The 17,631-nt window shown below is 62.7% G+C and carries 17 protein-coding genes and 1 other RNA gene; 4 read left to right on the plus strand and 14 right to left on the minus strand.

Going from position 1 to position 17,631, the window contains the following annotated elements; all coding sequences use genetic code 11:
* Positions 1–38: 38 nt before the first annotated feature.
* Positions 39–485, plus strand: coding sequence for an OsmC family protein (locus ACEN9T_RS22315; RefSeq protein WP_092973268.1), 447 nt, complete (start codon positions 39–41; stop codon positions 483–485).
* Position 486: 1 nt separating this feature from the next.
* Here the strand turns inward: ACEN9T_RS22315 and rnpB are convergent.
* The 4 genes from rnpB to ACEN9T_RS22335 all read right to left on the minus strand — a co-directional run bounded on the left by rnpB (position 487) and on the right by ACEN9T_RS22335 (position 4,013).
* Positions 487–828: RNase P RNA component class A (rnpB, locus tag ACEN9T_RS22320), an RNA gene on the minus strand.
* Positions 829–841: 13 nt separating this feature from the next.
* A complete protein-coding gene (locus tag ACEN9T_RS22325) occupies positions 842–1,639 on the minus strand; it encodes a DUF3025 domain-containing protein (protein WP_413707086.1) in 798 nt (265 codons plus the stop codon).
* A 7-nt stretch (positions 1,640–1,646) separates the two neighbouring features.
* Positions 1,647–2,681 (minus strand): dihydroorotase, encoded by a 1,035-nt coding sequence (pyrC, locus tag ACEN9T_RS22330; protein WP_092973271.1) that lies wholly within the window; start codon positions 2,679–2,681, stop codon positions 1,647–1,649.
* 33 nt (positions 2,682–2,714) lie between these two features.
* Positions 2,715–4,013: a glycerate kinase gene (locus ACEN9T_RS22335; protein WP_413707087.1), complete on the minus strand. Its 1,299-nt coding sequence runs from the start codon at positions 4,011–4,013 to the stop codon at positions 2,715–2,717.
* 157 nt (positions 4,014–4,170) lie between these two features.
* Here ACEN9T_RS22335 and ACEN9T_RS22340 point away from each other — a divergent pair, with 157 nt between their 5' ends.
* Positions 4,171–5,001, plus strand: a complete 831-nt coding sequence (locus tag ACEN9T_RS22340) for a class II glutamine amidotransferase (protein ID WP_024976643.1) — start codon at positions 4,171–4,173, stop codon at positions 4,999–5,001.
* Positions 5,002–5,223: 222 nt separating this feature from the next.
* Complete coding sequence (locus ACEN9T_RS22345; protein WP_413707088.1) at positions 5,224–5,847, plus strand: IS1595 family transposase; 624 nt, start codon at positions 5,224–5,226, stop codon at positions 5,845–5,847.
* A 59-nt stretch (positions 5,848–5,906) separates the two neighbouring features.
* Here the strand turns inward: ACEN9T_RS22345 and ACEN9T_RS22350 are convergent, their stop codons facing one another.
* The 7 genes from ACEN9T_RS22350 to ACEN9T_RS22380 all read right to left on the minus strand — a co-directional run bounded on the left by ACEN9T_RS22350 (position 5,907) and on the right by ACEN9T_RS22380 (position 13,847).
* On the minus strand, positions 5,907–6,641 hold the full coding sequence (locus tag ACEN9T_RS22350) for an amino acid ABC transporter ATP-binding protein (protein ID WP_092973274.1): 735 nt from the start codon (positions 6,639–6,641) through the stop codon (positions 5,907–5,909).
* Positions 6,638–7,321 carry a glutamate/aspartate ABC transporter permease GltK gene (gene gltK / locus ACEN9T_RS22355; RefSeq protein WP_092973276.1) on the minus strand — a complete coding sequence of 228 codons (684 nt, stop codon included), beginning with the start codon at positions 7,319–7,321 and terminating at the stop codon, positions 6,638–6,640. The genes ACEN9T_RS22350 and gltK overlap by 4 nt, the downstream gene beginning before the upstream one ends.
* Before the next feature lie 17 nt (positions 7,322–7,338).
* Positions 7,339–8,067: an amino acid ABC transporter permease gene (locus ACEN9T_RS22360; protein ID WP_092973278.1), complete on the minus strand. Its 729-nt coding sequence runs from the start codon at positions 8,065–8,067 to the stop codon at positions 7,339–7,341.
* Between the two features lie 98 nt (positions 8,068–8,165).
* A complete protein-coding gene (locus ACEN9T_RS22365) occupies positions 8,166–9,074 on the minus strand; it encodes a glutamate/aspartate ABC transporter substrate-binding protein (protein ID WP_092973280.1) in 909 nt (302 codons plus the stop codon).
* Positions 9,075–9,595: 521 nt separating this feature from the next.
* Positions 9,596–10,897: a Glu/Leu/Phe/Val family dehydrogenase gene (locus ACEN9T_RS22370; protein WP_092973282.1), complete on the minus strand. Its 1,302-nt coding sequence runs from the start codon at positions 10,895–10,897 to the stop codon at positions 9,596–9,598.
* Positions 10,898–11,048: 151 nt separating this feature from the next.
* Positions 11,049–11,993 carry a LysR substrate-binding domain-containing protein gene (locus ACEN9T_RS22375; protein ID WP_004633215.1) on the minus strand — a complete coding sequence of 315 codons (945 nt, stop codon included), beginning with the start codon at positions 11,991–11,993 and terminating at the stop codon, positions 11,049–11,051.
* Between the two features lie 15 nt (positions 11,994–12,008).
* Positions 12,009–13,847, minus strand: coding sequence for an ABCB family ABC transporter ATP-binding protein/permease (locus ACEN9T_RS22380; protein ID WP_413707089.1), 1,839 nt, complete (start codon positions 13,845–13,847; stop codon positions 12,009–12,011).
* Positions 13,848–13,937: 90 nt separating this feature from the next.
* Here ACEN9T_RS22380 and ACEN9T_RS22385 point away from each other — a divergent pair, with 90 nt between their 5' ends.
* Positions 13,938–14,375 carry an acyl-CoA thioesterase gene (locus ACEN9T_RS22385; RefSeq protein ID WP_413707090.1) on the plus strand — a complete coding sequence of 146 codons (438 nt, stop codon included), beginning with the start codon at positions 13,938–13,940 and terminating at the stop codon, positions 14,373–14,375.
* 65 nt (positions 14,376–14,440) lie between these two features.
* On the opposite strand, the gene ACEN9T_RS22390 is transcribed toward ACEN9T_RS22385, so the two are convergent.
* The 3 genes from ACEN9T_RS22390 to ACEN9T_RS22400 form a co-directional block, all read right to left on the minus strand.
* Entirely contained in the window at positions 14,441–15,205 is a 765-nt protein-coding gene (locus ACEN9T_RS22390; protein ID WP_413707091.1) for an enoyl-CoA hydratase, read from the minus strand.
* A gap of 26 nt (positions 15,206–15,231) precedes the next feature.
* On the minus strand, positions 15,232–16,197 hold the full coding sequence (locus tag ACEN9T_RS22395) for a DegV family protein (protein WP_413707092.1): 966 nt from the start codon (positions 16,195–16,197) through the stop codon (positions 15,232–15,234).
* Positions 16,198–16,423: 226 nt separating this feature from the next.
* Positions 16,424–17,623, minus strand: coding sequence for an acetyl-CoA C-acyltransferase (locus tag ACEN9T_RS22400; protein ID WP_092973292.1), 1,200 nt, complete (start codon positions 17,621–17,623; stop codon positions 16,424–16,426).
* Positions 17,624–17,631 lie beyond the last annotated feature (8 nt).

Below are 17,631 nucleotides of genomic sequence, written 5' to 3' on the forward strand. Positions count from 1 at the left end.
TCGTCGGCGATCGTCGACCCTCTGCACAAGGATTGGACATGGATTGCACAGTGAGCTGGACTGGCCCGGATGGGATGGCCTTTTTGGCGGAAACCGGCAGCGGCCATCTCGTCACGATGGATGGCGCACCCGACGGCGGCGGCCGCAACCTTGCACCGCGCCCGATGGAAATGGTCTTGCTAGGCACCGGTGGCTGCACCGCCTATGACGTGGTGCTGATTCTCAAGCGAGGCCGCCAGGACGTGCAAGGTTGCAGCGTCAAGCTGCATGCCGACCGCGCCGAGACCGATCCGAAGGTCTTCACGCGCATCCACTTCACCTTCACGGTGACGGGGCGCAAGCTGAAGCGGGAAACGGTCGAACGCGCCGTGCAGCTTTCGCACGAGAAGTACTGCTCAGCGTCGATCATGCTGGCCAAGACGGCCGAGATCACGCACTCGTTGGAACTGGTGGACTTGGCCACGCAGCCGACGGCATCGGAATAAGAAGCGAAGCGGACCGATAAGCCGGATTCTGTGCGCCGCGTGGCCGAAACCAGCGGCGTGACAACCATTCCTCTAGACCGGCTGTTGCCAGCCGGCTCAAGCTCCCTACCCGCAGGCTCAGCGAGCCGCTTCATCGCCTGCTTACTTGGGATTGCTCCGGGTGGAGGTTACCGCGTTTCACCCTTCGCCCTGACCGAAGCCGGGGCGAAGACTCGTCTCTGTGGCCCTATTCCGCACGTCACCGTGGATGGTCGTTAGCCATCACCCTGCTCTATGGAGTCCGGACTTTCCTCCCCTTCCACTCGCACGAGGCGGCGGAAGCAGCGGTTGTCTGGTCCGCTTCGCGAGGCGCGAGTCTAGCACTGTTCCGGCAAAAATCGCCGCCGGCCGGGGCGAAAGACGGTCGTATCCAGATAGAAGCCGGCGTCCTCATTGGCATCGCACCACCCCGGAATGCCCATGACAGGCAACGGACGGAAGTTGCCGGGCGCCAGATCGACGTGCAAGAGCATCTCTGCCAGCGCACCATCGAGCGAAGCACGATCCGCTGGTAACGCAGCCACGTGCAGCGGCCACGCATGTGCAGTGATCGCCTTGTACGGCGCAACCAACTTTTCCAGCAGCGCATGGCCGAACGGCAGAACGGCGCAGGTTGTGCCCCACGCTGCCCTGCCCTCGACGAACAAGCCACGCCAATCGAACCCGGACAGGCTTCGCTCGGGTGCGTCTTTGGTGTGCAGGAAGATGAGGGCGTTCTCGTCGAACAGCGTGGCGGCATCGCGAACGGTGCCGCGTGCCGCGCCAATTCCGTCCCGCGTAATCGCCCGCGCCTGGCGCGCATTGAGCGCTGCCTTGGCAAGCGGCCAATGCAGCCAGATCAGTGCGTTGAAGAAATCGTGGAGATTGTCCCGCGTCGGCACCCGGCCGGTGGCGGCGACGTGTGCTTCATAGGCCGTGCCGGCCGGTAGCGCATCTTGCGGGATGAAGCGCAGCGTATGGCCGCCGGAGGTGCGAATTGCCTGCGCAGCCGGATGCGCGTTCAGGGCGTCTCGAAGATCGGCGCCGCCCTCAATCGCGCGTGCAATTGGGGCGCCGACCGCTGCCAGCGGTGCGAACGCTGGATGGCTCCAGTCGACCGCACCCAAACATTCCACCGCCAAATCAGACGGACTTCCAGCGCAGCATCTCGCCGCCGCGCAACGGCACCAGCGTCTGCTCGCCGAACGGGACTTCGGCGGGAAGCTGCCATTGCGAGCGCGTGAGCGTGAGCGTGCCGGCGTTGCGTGGCAGGCCGTAGAAGTCCGGCCCGTGCAGGCTCGCGAAGCCTTCGAGCTTGTCGAGCGCGTTGGCGTCTTCAAAGGCCTCGGCGTACAGCTCCATGGCGTGCAACGCGGTGTAGCAGCCGGCGCAACCGCAGGCGTGTTCCTTCACACCCTTGGCATGCGGCGCGCTGTCGGTACCGAGGAAGAAGCGAGGGTGGCCCGAGGTAGCCGCGGCCACCAGCGCCAGGCGGTGCGTTTCGCGCTTGAGCACCGGCAGGCAGTAGTAATGCGGGCGGATGCCGCCGACAAACAGCGCATTGCGGTTGTACAACAGATGATGCGCGGTGATGGTCGCGCCGACCGGGCCTTCCGCATCGCGCACGTATTCGGCGGCATGCTTGGTGGTGATGTGCTCGAACACGACCTTCAGCGCGGGGAAGTCGCGGCGCAGCGGCAGCATCACCGTGTCGATGAAGACGGCCTCGCGGTCGAAGATGTCGACGGTCGGGTCGGTCACTTCGCCGTGCACGAGCAGCGGCATACCGACTTCCTGCATGGCTTCCAGCGTCTTGGCGCAGCGGCGCAGGTCGGTGACGCCGGCATCGCTGTTGGTGGTGGCGCCGGCGGGGTACAGCTTGACACCGTGCACGAAGCCGCTGGCTTTGGCCTCGCGAATGACGTCGGGCGAGGTGTTATCAGTCAGGTACAGCGTCATCAGCGGCTCGAACTGCGTGCCGGCTGGCAACGCGGCGAGAATACGCTCGCGGTAGGCGCGCGCCTGTGCAGTGGTGGTCACCGGCGGCTTGAGGTTGGGCATGATGATCGCCCGGCCGAACTGGCGCGCGGTGTCGCACACCACATCGGCGAGAGCATCGCCGTCGCGCAGGTGCAGGTGCCAGTCATCGGGGCGGACGATCGTAAGAGTATCGGTCATGGTGCGTGCAGAAACGGTCAGCAAAAACGTGAATCAGAGAATGAGGATGACGCGGTAGTCGTTGACGTTGGTGCGCGTCGGGCCGGTGACGATCAGGTCATCGGCAGCGGCAAAGAAACCGTAGGCGTCGTGGGCGTCGAGCGCGGCGCGGGCGGCGATGCCCTTAGCGGCGGCGCGGGCGATGGAGTCAGGGTCAAGCAGCGCACCCGCATTGTCCTCCGATCCGTCGATGCCGTCTGTATCGGCAGCGAGCGCATACACATCGCCCATGTCTTCGAGCGAGATGCCGAGCGAGAGCAGGAACTCCGCGCAGCGCCCGCCGCGGCCGCCGGTCAGGCCCGGCGGAATCGTCACCGTGCATTCGCCGCCGGAGATGAGTGCTACCGGCGCCACAAACGGGGCGCCATGCTGGCGAACCTGCCGCGCCAGCGCACCGTATACCTGGGCGACTTCGCGCGCCTCGCCAGTCACCGTGTCGCCAAGGATGGCCGTGTGGATACCGCGCGCCGCAAATACCCGCGCACCGGCCTGGAGGCTCTGTTGCGCAGTGGCGATGACGTGATTGGTCACGCGTGCAAAGCAGGCGTCGCCCGGCTTGGGCGTTTCGGCAATCTCGCCACGTGCTCCACATTCCAGGTGTGCGCGCACGGTATCTGGCATCTGGGCGCCCCAGCGTTTCAAAATGGCAAGCGCATCGGCATAAGTGCTCGCATCTGGCACGGTCGGGCCGCTCGCGATGGCGCTCGGGTCGTCGCCGGCCACGTCGGAAACAATCAGCGTTGTGACCTGCGCGCGTGATGCGGCGGCAAGCCTCCCGCCTTGAATGCGCGACAGGTGCTTGCGCACGATGTTCATGTCGGTGATGGGCGCACCGCAGCGCAGCAGCTCGCGCGTCACGGCTTTCAGGTCGACCATCGGGATGCCCTCGGCGGGCAGGGACAGCAGACTGGAGCCGCCGCCCGAGACCAGCACGATGAGGCGGTCGTTTTCAGTAAGCGCGCAAACGCGATCCAGGATCTCCCGCGCGGCTTGTTCGCCCGCCTCGTCCGGCACCGGGTGCCCAGCCTCGATGACGCGGATATGCTCGGTCGGCAGCCCATGCGCATAGCGCGTGACGACCACGCCCTCGATCTGTGCGCGGCCAGCATAGGCCTGCTCGACAGCCAGCGCCATCGACGCGGCCGCCTTTCCGGCGCCAACCACCAGGGTTTTGCCGCCGGCATGCGGCGGCGGGAGGAAGTTTGCGACGATTTTTAGCGGATCGGCCGCGTCCACGGCGGCGGCATAGCTCTCCAGCAGGAGGGCGCGGGCGGCGGTGCGGTCAAGCTTCATGGGAATGGCTTCCGGTTAAGGCAGTCTGAAGGCGGTTGCGTGCAGCATGTGCGCAACGCCCGCCCCCAGGTGCGGCGCGGTGAAGACGAAGGCGCTTGGCACCCCCGGCGGCCGGCAGGATAATGATTATTTTATTGCATCCGACTTTTTCCCCACCATGTGCCAGCTGCTGGGCATGAACTGCGCTGAACCGACCGATGTGACGTTCTCGTTCACGGGGTTCGCCGCGCGCGGTGGCGTGACCGACCACCATGCCGACGGCTTCGGCGTCGCCTTCTTCGAAGACAAGGCATGCCGCCTGTTCATCGACAACCAGTCTGCCGGTACCTCGCCGGTAGCGGAACTGGTCAAGCGCTACCCGATCAAGTCCAAGAACGTCATCTCGCACATTCGCAAGGCGACGCAGGGCACGGTGCGGCTGGAAAACTGCCACCCCTTTATGCGCGAGCTGTGGGGCAGGCACTGGATCTTTGCCCACAACGGCGACCTGAAGAACTTCTCGCCGTTCCTCTCCGGCGTCTACCAGCCCGTGGGCGATACCGACAGCGAACTCGCCTTCTGTTTCATCATGCAGGCGCTGCGCAAGCGCTTTCCGGGTTCGCAGCCGCCGCTCAACGAGCTGTTCTACGCGCTGTCTGACATCACCAAGGAAATTACCCGCTACGGCGTGTTCAATTTCCTGCTGTGTAACGGGCAGGCGCAGTTCGCGCATTGCTCGACGCGGCTGTATTACATCGTGCGGCAGTGGCCGTTCTCGACGGCGCATTTGATCGACGCCGACATGACGATCGACTTTGCCAAGTACACCACGCCTGCCGACCGCGTCGCCGTTATCGCCACCGCGCCGCTCACCGACAACGAAGTCTGGACGCAATTCGTGCCGGGCGAACTGCTGATGTTCGAATCGGGTCAGGCCACGATGGCAACCAAGGTGCCGATTCCGGAAGCCGTGCAAATCGCCAACGCTGCCAACACCGCCTGCACCTGACGCCGCGTCGCCCACAAAAAAAGGTAATTCCCACCCAAACCGGACCAGAGTTACCCTGGTCCGACGATGAAATGCTGTCCTGAATGTTCCGCAAGCCGGCCCTACAGACTGTCCGATGGACGACTCAAGTGTCGCGCCTGCGGCAAGCGATTTAGCTGGACCTCGGTGTGGGACTCTGTGCGTCTGAGCAGCCGCGAGAAGACGCGTTTGCTGGAGTTGTTCGTGCTGGGTGTGCCGGTGTATCGGCAGCGTTTCGATACGTCGGTCAGCTCCAAATCGCGAGAACGTTTTTATCGGTTGATCCGCGCCTGCATGGCGCAACAAGAGCAGTTGCGTGAGCCGTTCACCGGCACGCTGGAATGCGACGAAACCACATTCGGCGGGGCTCGGCACGGCAAGCGGGGTTGGGGTGCGTCTGGCAAGGTGGTGGTCTTCGGCATCGTCAAACGCAATGGCGAAGTGAAGGCTGCACCGATTGCTCGGCACGACCAGGCGGCCATCATGGAGCAGATCCAGGCCCATACCCGCGAGGGCTCGCTGTACTACACCGATGCCTGGCAGGCCTATGCCACCTTGCGCTTACGGGGTGGCCACGTGGTGGTGCGCAAGGAGAAGGGCAAACCGGTTGGCCGGGACCACATCAACGGTATCGAGGGCTTCTGGAGCTACGCCAAAAACTGGCTCTATCCGTACCGTGGCGTGCCCAGCAAATTCTTCCATCTTTACTTGGCTGAAACCTGCTATCGGTTCAACCACCCCGACGAGGACCTGAAACCCTTGTTGCGCAAGCTTCTGCAGGCAACTCCTACCCTCGAAATCCAACCCATTTTGGTCCGGTTTGGGTAGGAATTACCCAAAAAAAAGCCGCTCTCGAAAGAGCGGCTTTTGTTGCCGGGAACCGTCGATCAATGCGACAGGATCTTCGACAGGAACTGCTTGGCGCGGTCGGAACGAGCATCGATGTTGCCGAAAAACTCTTCCTTCTCGCAGTCTTCAACGATGCGGCCTTGGTCCATGAAGATCACGCGGTTGGCAACCTTCCGCGCGAAGCCCATTTCGTGGGTCACGCACATCATCGTCATGCCTTCCTTGGCCAGTTCCACCATCACGTCGAGCACTTCGTTGACCATTTCCGGGTCCAGCGCGGAGGTCGGCTCGTCGAACAGCATGCAGATCGGGTCCATCGACAGCGCGCGTGCGATTGCCACGCGCTGCTGCTGACCGCCCGACAGTTGGCCCGGGTACTTGGCCGCGTGCGCCTTCAGGCCCACGCGGTCCAGATACTTCAGGCCCTTGGCCATGGCTTCTTCTTTCGAGCGGCCCAGCACCTTTTGCTGTGCGATCGTCAGGTTTTCGGTAATCGACAGGTGCGGGAACAACTCGAAGTTCTGGAACACCATGCCCACGCGCGAACGCAGCTTCGGCAGGTTAGTGCTCTTGGCGCCCACCGAGGTGCCGTCGACGAGGATGTCGCCCTTCTGGAACGGCTCCAGCGCATTGACAGTCTTGATGAGCGTGGACTTGCCCGAACCCGACGGGCCGCACACCACCACCACCTCGCTCTTCTTCACGCTGGTGGTGCAGTCGGTCAGCACCTGGAACTGGCCGTACCACTTGGAAACGTTCTTGATCTCGATCATTGGGTCACCTTCTTCTGAAGTCGCTTCACCAGCACGGAGGCGCCGAAGCAGATCACGAAATAGCACAAGCCGGCAAACAGCAGCAGCTCGACGATACGGCCGTCGCGCTCACCGATGTTGTATGCCTGGGTAAAGAAGTCCGACAGCGCGCTCACATACACCAGCGACGTATCCTGGAACAGGACGATGGCCTGGGTGAGCAGCAGCGGAATCATGTTGCGGAATGCCTGCGGCAGGATCACCAGACGCATGGCCTGGCCATACGTCATGCCCATCGCGTAGGCCGCGAACATCTGTCCGCGCGACACGCTCTGGATACCGGCGCGGATGATTTCCGAGTAATACGCCGCTTCAAACAGCGCGAAAGCGACCAGCGCAGACGTCATGCGCATGTCGGTTGCCGGCGACAGATCGAAGATCCGCTGCAGCACCTGCGGCACGATCAGGAAGAACCACAGCAGCACCATCACCAGCGGGATGGACCGGAAGAGGTTCACGTACGCCTGCCCGAACCACTGCAGCGGCTTGATGCCAGAGAGGCGCATCATCGCGAGCAGCGTGCCCCAGACGATGCCGACCAGGATGGCCGTACCCGTGATCTCGAGCGAGAGAACCATCCCCTCGCCGAGCACGCGCATGTTGTCGACATTGATGGACGAGAAATCGAATTGATAAGCCATGAAGAGTCCTCGTCCGATTACTTGCCACCGATGAAGCCAGGCAACCGGGAACGTGCTTCCACCCAGCGCATCAAGCCCATTACGGTCAGGTTGATCAGCATGTACATCAGCGTCACGGCGATGAACGATTCGTACGGCTGCGCGGTGTAGTCAACCAGCTGGCGGCCCTGTGCGGCAAGCTCCAGCAAACCGATGGTCGATGCCACGGCCGAGTTCTTGAAGATGTTCAGGAACTCCGACGTGAGCGGCGGAACGATGATGCGGAACGACATCGGCAGCATCACGTAGCGGTACGTCTGCGCCAGCGTGAAGCCCATGGCCAGTCCGGCGTTGCGCTGCCCGCGCGGCAGCGAATTGATACCCGAGCGCACCTGCTCGCAGACACGCGCCGCGGTAAAGGTACCGAGACACAGCATCGCGCACAGGAACATCGCCGTATTGGGGTTCATCTGCTTGATGTAGTCGCCGCCCGGCACGAGCTCGGGCATGACGAAGTACCAGATGAAGAGCTGCACGATCAGCGGAATGTTGCGGAACAGCTCCACGTACGCTGCGGCAAGGCCCGACAGCCACTTGTTCGGCACCGTACGGAGCACGCCCAGCACGGAGCCGATGACGAGCGCGATGATCCAGGAAGACAGGCCGAGCACGACGGTGGTCTTCAACCCCGCCAGCAGCCAGTCCAGATAGGTCTGATTCTGGGCGGCTTCCGAAAAGAAGACGCCCCAGTTCCAGTGGTAATTCATGATGGTTCCCTCAAAAAGAAACGGAAGGGAGAAGACCTGTTAACCGGCCTTTGCCTTCCGTTTCGTGACGCTTGTATCAGGCCCGTTGAGGGAGCCGATCAGTCAAGGGCCTTGTCGTTCGGGTTCTTGATCAGCGCCTTCATGTCGTCCGACAGCGGGAACTCCATGTTCACGCCCTTGGGCGGAACCGGCTGCTCGAACCACTTCTTGTACTCGGCTGCGATCGAGCCATCCTTCATCATGCCGGCGATGGTCTTGTCGGCCAGGGTCTTGAACGGCTTGTCGTCCTTGCGAACCATACAGCCGTAGGCTTCGCGCGATTGCGGCTTGGCCACGACCACCCAGTCAGCCGGGTTCTTGGCCTTGGCGCGCTCGCCGTACAGCAGGGCGTCGTCCATCATGAACGCGACAGCGCGGCCCGATTCCAGCGTCAGGAACGACTGGCCGTGGTCCTTCGTGCTGATGATGTTCATGCCCATCTGCTTGTCATCATTCATCTTGCGCAGCAGGCGTTCCGACGTCGTGCCAGCGGTGGTCACAACGTTCTTGCCTTTGAGCTGTGCCCAATCGCTAATGCCCGAATCCTTCTTCACCATGATGCGCGTGCCGATGATGAAGATGGTGTTCGTGAACGATGCTTGCTTCTGGCGCTCGAGGTTGTTCGTGGTCGAACCGCACTCCAGATCGATGGTGCCGTTCTGCAGCAGCGTGATGCGGTTTTGCGAAGTGACCGGAATCTCGTTGATCTTCAGATCCTTCAGGCCGAGCTGCTTCTTCACGTCCTCAGCAATCTTGGTGGCGACGTCATACGAATAGCCGATCGTGCGGACACCGCCGACGTTGTAGCTGAACGGAATCGACGAATCGCGCACGCCCAGCGTGATGGTGCCGGTGTCTTTGATCTTCTTGAGCGTACCAGTCAGCTCTTCTGCGTGGGCAACGCTGCCGAAGGCACCAACGGCGACACCAACGGCTGCAACCACGGTTGCCAGCTTGGCGAGGTTCATGAAAGTCTCCTTTTGACCATGAAAGAGAAAGACGGGACTGTACCAAAAAACGTTTGGCGACAGTATTGGTGTTGCCACTAAATCGTTGAATCCAACGGAGTTTTTCCTCTGGCGCGGACCCTGCCGCAACCGCGCTTTCCAAGCAACCGGATACCTTACGTTGTGCTTTTCCGAAAATCCGGAAAAGACACGCAGCACCAGATACGGCAACGCTTTGCAACATCGGCACGCATGCCAGATTGCTTGAGCGGACGACCGCCAATTGCTAAGGAAAACAAGGGGAAATAAAGCCCGCCCGATGTGCGCTCTCTGTCGCTTAACGAACCCGACTTGAGGATGGGAAGGACGACGATGATGCTATCGCCCTTCTCATGGTGCGGCGCTGCGGAACGTTATGGTTCGTCCCATGAGCACCGGCTTTCTTCAACCGTCGCGCATGGCCGCCTGATCGGCAGCAACGCGATAGACCAGAGCGGCGCCCTGTTGGAGCACCGCGCCGGTATTGACCAGCGCGTTGCCGATCAGGGGTACAGACCGCGCTCTTGGCGGGCCTGCAGAATCCGCGTACAGGCGATGATGAACGCCGCCGTACGCAGAGTAACCTTGTTGTCCTGCGCCACTTGCCAGACGCCACGGAAGGCGTCTTGCATGATCCGTACCAGGCGCTGATTGATCTCGTCTTCGGTCCAGAAGAAGCTCGAGAAATCCTGCACCCATTCGAAATAGCTGACCGTCACGCCGCCGGCGTTGGCAATCACGTCCGGGCAGACCAGGATGCCGCGGTCGCGCAGGATGTCGTCCGCCTCAGGCGTCGTGGGGCCATTTGCACCTTCCACGACAATCTTTGCCTTGATATGGGGCGCGTTCTTCGCAGTGATCTGGCCTTCCAGTGCAGCCGGAATCAGGAATTCGCAGTCCAGAGCCCAGAAATCGTCTTGCGAGACGGTCTCTGCAGCAAAGCCGGCCACGCTGCCATTGTGGTCAACGTGCTTGATGAGCGCGTCGACGTCCAGGCCGTTGCCATTGAACACGATTCCCTTGTGATCTTGCACGGCAATGACCTTGGCGCCGGCGTCGTGGAACAGCTTGGCGGCCACGCTGCCCACATTGCCGAAGCCCTGCACCACCACGCGCGCGCCCTTGACGTCGATACCGAGGTTGCGCGCGGCTTCGCTGCCGACCACGAACACGCCGCGGCCAGTGGCTTCGCGACGGCCCAGGCTGCCGCCCAGGGCGATCGGCTTGCCGGTCACCACGCCGGTGGCCGTGGAGCCTTCATTCATGGAGTACGTGTCCATCATCCACGCCATGATCTGCGCGTTGGTGTTCACGTCCGGGGCCGGAATGTCCTTGTTCGGGCCGATGATGATGCCGATCTCGCTGGTGTAGCGGCGGGTCAGGCGTTCGAGTTCACCGGAAGACAGCTTGCGTGGGTCGACGCGGATACCGCCCTTGGCACCGCCGTACGGCACGTTCACGGCCGCGTTCTTCACCGACATCCATGCAGACAGCGCCATCACTTCCGACAGCGTCACGTCCTGGTGGAAGCGCACGCCGCCCTTGCCCGGGCCGCGCGACGTGTTGTGCTGCACGCGGTAGCCCTCGAAGTGGGCGATGCGGCCGTCGTCCATCTGGATCGGCACATCGACGATCAGCGCGCGCTTGGGGCGCTTGAGCGTTTCAACCCAACGTGCGAGCGAGCCGAGATAGGGGGTGACCCGATCGACCTGCTGCAGATAGATGCCCCACGGGCCGAGATTGTCGGCCGGCAGATAGGACGGGATGGCGTGCTGGAGTGTCGACGGAGATGCGACATTGGACATGGCTGTCTTCCTTTTTTGGGCCTTGGTAAGGCCCTTCAAGTCCCACAAAATGCCCGCCAGCTTAGGGACCGCCCAGAACGAAATCCAATGCCGTTTTTACATCGGGTTATGCATTGAACGCATAACCCCCTACCAGAATCCGAGGCGCCGTTCAGCCGGCCAACGCGCTCCATAACGTGTCGATCAGCTCGCGTTTCCGCTTGGACTGGGGGTGCCGGCGGTCGTGTGCGCCGCTTTGTGGGTGCTCACGATAGAGCCGGATTTCCATCTCGATCGACAACGTACCGCCGCCCTTGCCTTCCGCGCGCACGAGGCGTCCGGCGGCCACGTCCTCCCGCACCGCGCTCTCCGGCAGAAAGGCCACGCCATGGCCAGCCAGCGCCATCACCTTGAGCGCCTCGGCCATGTCGGTTTCGTAGCACTTGTCGAGCAACGGTGCCACGGGCGAGTTTTCCAGCAGCACATCCACCATGCGGCCCAGAAAGGCATTGGGCGTGTAGCTAAGGTAGGCGATCGGCTTGCGCGCCGTGGGAACGAGCCGATAAATCGGCCGCCCGCTTGCATCAGGCTTGGAAAACGGCGAAAGCCGCTCGGTGCCCAGCACCAGCATGTCGTAGCGCGTGGGGTCAAGCTGGATCATCTGCCGCGCGTGGTGATAAACCATCACGAGATCGCAGCCGCCCTCCACCAGCGTCATCACCGCATCGTGCACGTTGAGCGCGCGCAGCCGACATTGCAGCTTGCCGATCTTCTCTTCCACCTGCGCGAGCCAGCCAGGGAAGAACGTCAGCGAGAGCGTATGCGGCACAGCAAAGTCGATCGTCGACGCGCTGGCCGGGCGCTGGCCGCGCATCAGCGCGCGCGTCTCGCTCACTTGGGCGAGCATCGCCAACGCCTGTTCGTAGAACACTTCGCCGGCGGGCGTGAGGCGTGTGGGGTAGCTTGATCGGTCGATCAGCTCGTTGCCGAGCCACGCCTCAAGCGATTGAATGCGTCGCGAAAACGCCGGCTGCGTCACGTGCCTTAATTCGGCCGAGCGCGAAAAGCTGCGCGTCTCGGCCAGGCTGATGAAGTCTTCCAGCCATTTGAGTTCCATCGCGTTGTCTCTCCCTCAACCTGCTCGGGTGTCTTCTGTTTCTTCGGCGACGCGTTCGGGCTCGCGTGCCTGCATGCGCCACATCTGCGCGTAACGGCCTTCCGCACGCAACAACGATTCATGCGTGCCGCGCTCGATGATGCGGCCGTGTTCCATCACCAGAATCTGGTGCGCACGCACGATGGTCGACAACCGATGTGCAACGACCAGCGTGGTGTGGTTCTGCGCAAGCCGCATCAGCTCTTCTTGGATGGCGTGCTCGGTGCGCGAGTCGAGTGCCGACGTCGCTTCATCAAACACAAGGATTGGCGGGCGCTTGAGCAAGGTACGTGCGATCGCCACACGCTGCTTCTCGCCGCCGGAGAGCTTCAGGCCGCGCTCGCCGACTTGCGTCTCGTAGCCATCAGGCAGCGATTCGACAAAGTGGTGGATCTGCGCCGCGCGCGCGGCTTCGATCACCTCTTCACGACTGGCATCCGGGCGGCCGTAGGCGATGTTGTAGTAGATGCTGTCGTTGAAGAGCACCGTGTCTTGCGGAACGATGCCGATGGCGGCACGCACGCTGGATTGCGTGACATCACGCAGGTCCTGGCCGTCGATCTGGATAGCGCCCGACTTCACGTCATAGAAACGGAACAGCAAGCGCGCCAGCGTCGATTTACCCGAGCCGCTTTGCCCGACGACCGCCGTGGTCGTGCCGGCGGGAATCGTGAAGTCCACATCGAACAGGATCTGGCGCTTGGCCTCGTAGCTGAAGTCGACATGCGCGAAGCGGACTTCGCCCGCGCGCACCGCCAGCGGTTTGGCGTCGGGCTTGTCGGCAACCTCGCGATTGGTCTGCAGCAGGTGGAACATGCGGTCCATGTCGGTCACGGCTTGCTTCAGCTCACGATAGATCACGCCCAGGAAGTTGAGCGGAATGTAGATCTGCAGCATCAGCGTGTTGACGAGCACAAGGTCCCCAAGCGTCATGTGCCCCGCCGCCACCCCTTGCGTGGCGCGATACAGAATCAGAATGAGCGCGGTGGCAACAATGACCTGCTGACCAAAGTTCAGCACCGACAACGAGTTCTGTGAGCGGATGGCCGCGGCGCGGTAGTGCTTCAGGTTCTCGTCGTAGCGACGTGCTTCGTAGTCTTCGTTGCCAAAGTACTTGACCGTCTCGAAGTTGAGCAGCGAATCGATCGCCTTCTGGTTAGCGCGCGAATCCAGCTCGTTCATCTTGCGGCGGAAGTGCGTGCGCCAGTTCGTCACCGTCACCGTAAAGACGATGTAGCTGACCAGCGCGCAGAACGTGATGAGCGCGAACCACACGTCGTACTTCACGAAGAAATACGTGATGACAAGGCCGACTTCCACCAGCGTCGGCAGGATGCTGTACAGCGAATACGAAATGAGCGACTGGATGCCGCGCGTGCCGCGCTCGATGTCGCGGCTCATGCCGCCAGTTTGGCGCTCAAGGTGAAAGCGCAGTGACAGCGCATGCAGATGCCGGAACACCTGCAGGGCGAGCGTGCGCACCGAACTCTCTGTGACCTTCGCAAACAGGATTTCGCGCAGCTCCGAAAACAGCGACGTCGACAGCCGCAGCAGCCCGTAGCCGAGGATGATGCCCACCGGCACCACCAGCAGAGCGCGTGGATCGGACGGCGACACGTTCATCGAATCGATCAGCCGTTTCATGACCATCGGCACACCAAGGTTTGCCACCTTGGCCGCGATCAGGAACGACAGCGCCAGTGCCACACGCCACCTGTAGGCCATCAGATACGGCAGCAGGCTCTTGATGGTGCGCCAGTCGCCGCGGGCAGCCCCCGGCGGAGGCGGTTCGGAAGAGGCGGGAAAGCGGCGCATGTGCGGTGCAATAAAATGGCGGATTGTGTATTCTCCCACCGATCACCTGCGCGCGCCCTGGGCTCGCTGGTGGGCCCTCCCTTCGCTTCAATGCTGCCCTGCATCATCATGTCCAATACCCAAGCCACCACTGAAACCGTCACGCTGCCCGCCGACAAGCAGCCCGCCGTGCGCGTGATGCCCATGCCCTCCGACGCTAACGTCCACGGCGATGTGTTTGGCGGCTGGATCATGTCGCAGGTGGACATCGCCGGGTCGATTCCCGCCGTGGTGCGCGCCAACGGCCGCGTGGCCACAATCGCGGTCAACTCCTTCGTCTTCAAGCAGCCCGTGTACGTGGGCGATCTGGTGAGCTTCTACGCCAACGTGGTCAAGACGGGGCGCACGTCGATTACCGTGGACGTGGAGGTCTACGCGCAGCGCATGCACGCCAATGGCAGCCACGCCACCGTCAAGGTGACGGAAGCCACCCTCACCTACGTGGCCACCGACGAGACGCGCAAGCCGCGCGTGCTGCCGCCGCTCTGAACCGGCAACGCTCAACAAAAAACCCGGCCTCGCGCCGGGTTTTCTTTTGCGTATGAACGCCTCGCTCAGTTGAACTTAGAAAAGTCTGGGCGGCGCTTTTCGAAGAACGCCGTGAACGCCTCGCGCGCTTCCGGCGCACGCAGCATCTCGCCAAACTGCTTGCCCTCCATCGACATGCGCTCGGCGATCTGCGGCGTGGCACCTTCCTTCATCAAACGCTTGGTGGCGCGCAGCGATGCGGGCGGCAGCAGCGTCAGCTTACGCGCCTGCGTACGCACGAAGGCATCCAGCTCCCCGGCCGGCAGCACGCGGTTAACCAGGCCCAGTTCGCGCGCTTCGTGCGCGTCAAATGGCTCACCGAAGAGCAGCTTGTCCGCCGCGCGGTGATAGCCGGCCAGTTGCGGCAACAGCAAGCTTGATGCGGCTTCCGGACAGAGCCCCAGTTGCGCGAACGGCATCGACAATTTGGCCGTCTCGGATGCATAGACCAAGTCGCAGTGCAGCAGCATCGTCGTGCCCACGCCGACAGCCGCGCCGCTCACCGAGGCGATCAGCGGCTTGGTCTCGGTGCTGATCGCCTTCAGGAACTGGTGCACGGGGGCGCTCTCGTCCTTGGGCGGATTCTTCATGAAGTCTTCGAGATCGTTGCCCGCGGTGAACACGCTCTCGTGGCCGGCCAGCACGATCACGCGTATGGCAGGATCGGTTTCGGCGGCCACCAGCGCATCGGCCAGCGTTTGATACATCGCGGCCGTGATGGCGTTCTTGCGGTCTAGGCGGTCAAACGTGAGCGTCAGGACGCCGTCTGCGGTCTCGGTACGAATCGACATGAAAACTCCAGGTGAAACCTGCGCTGCTAGATCGGCACAGGAGAGTCAGATAGATAACCGACGGAGAACGCGTTGGCCCCCACGTTCAACGCCACGGTCAGGCTCATCGGCGCGAGCAGCACTTCCACGCCGTGATCCTGTGCGGTTCGCATCAACGCTTGTACCGGCTCCATGCGGCGCACGGTGTCGAGCGAACCGGAATACGTGATCGCCACCACGGGCGTGGCCAGACGCTCCTCGGCGATCATGGTTTCGGTATGCGCCATCAGACGGCGGATGCCTTCATCGGAACCGCGCACCTTGGCGATGGCTTCTGTCTCGCCCCGGTGCATATGGATGAGCGGACGCACGTTGAACGCCGTGCCCATCATGTAGCGGCTCCAGGTGATGCTCTTCTCGCCTTTCTGCTTGGCGCGCGTGTACATGTACAGCAACTCGTCGGGGACGAGGTAGACGTGCGAAGCGTCGCGCAGGCGGCTCTCGATCACATGCACGACGTCACGCACCTCCGCGCCTTCACGCAGCATGCGCGCGGCTTCGTGCACCATCAGCGCCTGGCCGGGGCCAATGGCGCCGGTGTCCACCACCGTCAACTCGAACAGGCCCGAGCGGCCGGCATCCTTGCGTGGCTTGAAGCTCTTGGCAGTTGTGCCCACCACCGCGCCGGTTGCGTGGCTGTAGAAATGGCTGCGCGAGCTGGCAACCGTCAGCAGCAAGGCGCGGTCGTGCTGCGTGACCACGTGCTTGAGCAGGTAGTCTTCGATCTCGCGTTCAAGCAGCGGAATCGATTCGGCATAGTGATCCTGTTTGTCGACGAGGTACTTGCGATAGAGCTGCGGCAGGGCCGCCTCATCGCGGCGGTCTTCCACAAACAATTCGCCCGCACGAATGCGGAACGGCACCACGCCCAACCCCAGCTGATCGATCATCGAGCGTGGCATGTCGCATGCCGCGTCGGTCAATACGATTGTGTCGCCGATAGCGTTGCCCATCGCGCGCCCTCCTCTTGGTGCACCGCCGGTGGCCCGGTGGTGTGTCTCCTCTGTTGCGGAATCGTGGCTCCGCTTCTATTGCGATACCGGCTTGGTGCCGGCCGCATTCTTCGGCGCGTTTGTCTGGAACGACTGCGCGCCTGCGCAACTATGCGTGGTGAGACGGGCGATTAGCAAGCAGGGGAAGGCCCTAAAAAGCTACCTGAGCCTTCCCCCTTGCGTGGGGTCACATGCGTTCGAAAATGCCTGCAGCACCCATGCCGGTGCCGACGCACATCGTCACCATGCCGTACTTCTGGTTGCGACGGCGCAGGCCGTGCACCACCGTAGCCGCACGAATGGCACCGGTCGCACCAAGCGGGTGGCCCAGCGCAATCGCGCCGCCCAGCGGGTTGATTTTGCTGGTATCCAGGCCCAGGTCCTGGATCACGGCCAGCGACTGCGCAGCAAACGCTTCGTTCAGTTCGATCCAGTCGATCTGATCTTGCGTCAGGCCGCCAGCCTTCAGCGCGGCAGGAATCGCTTCCTTCGGGCCGATACCCATGATTTCCGGCGGGACGCCGCGCACTGCAAACGATACGAAGCGCGCCAGCGGCACCAGGTTGAACTGCTTCAGGATCTTTTCCGACACGAGGATCAGCGCGCCCGACCCGTCCGAGGTCTGCGAGCTGTTGCCGGCGGTCACGCTGCCCTTGTTGGCGAACACGGCGCGCAGCTTGCCCAGGCCTTCAACCGACGTATCGGCACGCGGGCCTTCATCCAGCGACATCGTGCGCGTCTTGATGTCGATCGCGCCCGTGCCCAGGTTCGGGAACTTCTCGATGATCTCGATCGGGGTGATCTCGTCCTTGAACTCGCCGGCTTGCTGTGCGGCCAGTGCCTTCTGGTGCGAAGCCAGTGAGAAGGCATCCTGCGCCTCGCGCGAAATCTTCCACTGCTGGGCGACCTTCTCGGCCGTCAAGCCCATGCCATAGGCGATGCCGACGTTCTCGTCACGCGTGAAGATCTCGGGCGACATCGACGGCGAGTTGCCCATCATCGGCACCATGCTCATCGATTCCACACCGGCGGCGATCATCACGTCGGATTCGCCCACGCGGATGCGGTCGGCAGCCATCGCCACGGCGGTCAGTCCCGAGGCGCAGAAACGGTTGACGGTCACGCCGCCCACGGTGTTGGGCAGGCCGGCCAGCAGCGCGCCGATACGCGCCACGTTCAGGCCCTGCTGTGCTTCGGGGATCGCGCAGCCGACGATGGCGTCTTCGATCAGCGCGGGGTCCAGGTTCGGCACCTGGGCGACCGCGCTCTTGAGGATGGTCGCCAGCAGGTCGTCCGGGCGCAGGTTCTTGAGCGTGCCCTTCGGCGCCTTGCCGATCGGGGAACGCGTCGCGGCGACGATGTAGGCGTCTTGCAGTTGCTTGGTCATGATGAAAC

The organism is Ralstonia sp. Ralssp110, assembly GCF_047325135.1.
Lineage (GTDB): Bacteria > Pseudomonadota > Gammaproteobacteria > Burkholderiales > Burkholderiaceae > Ralstonia > Ralstonia mojiangensis.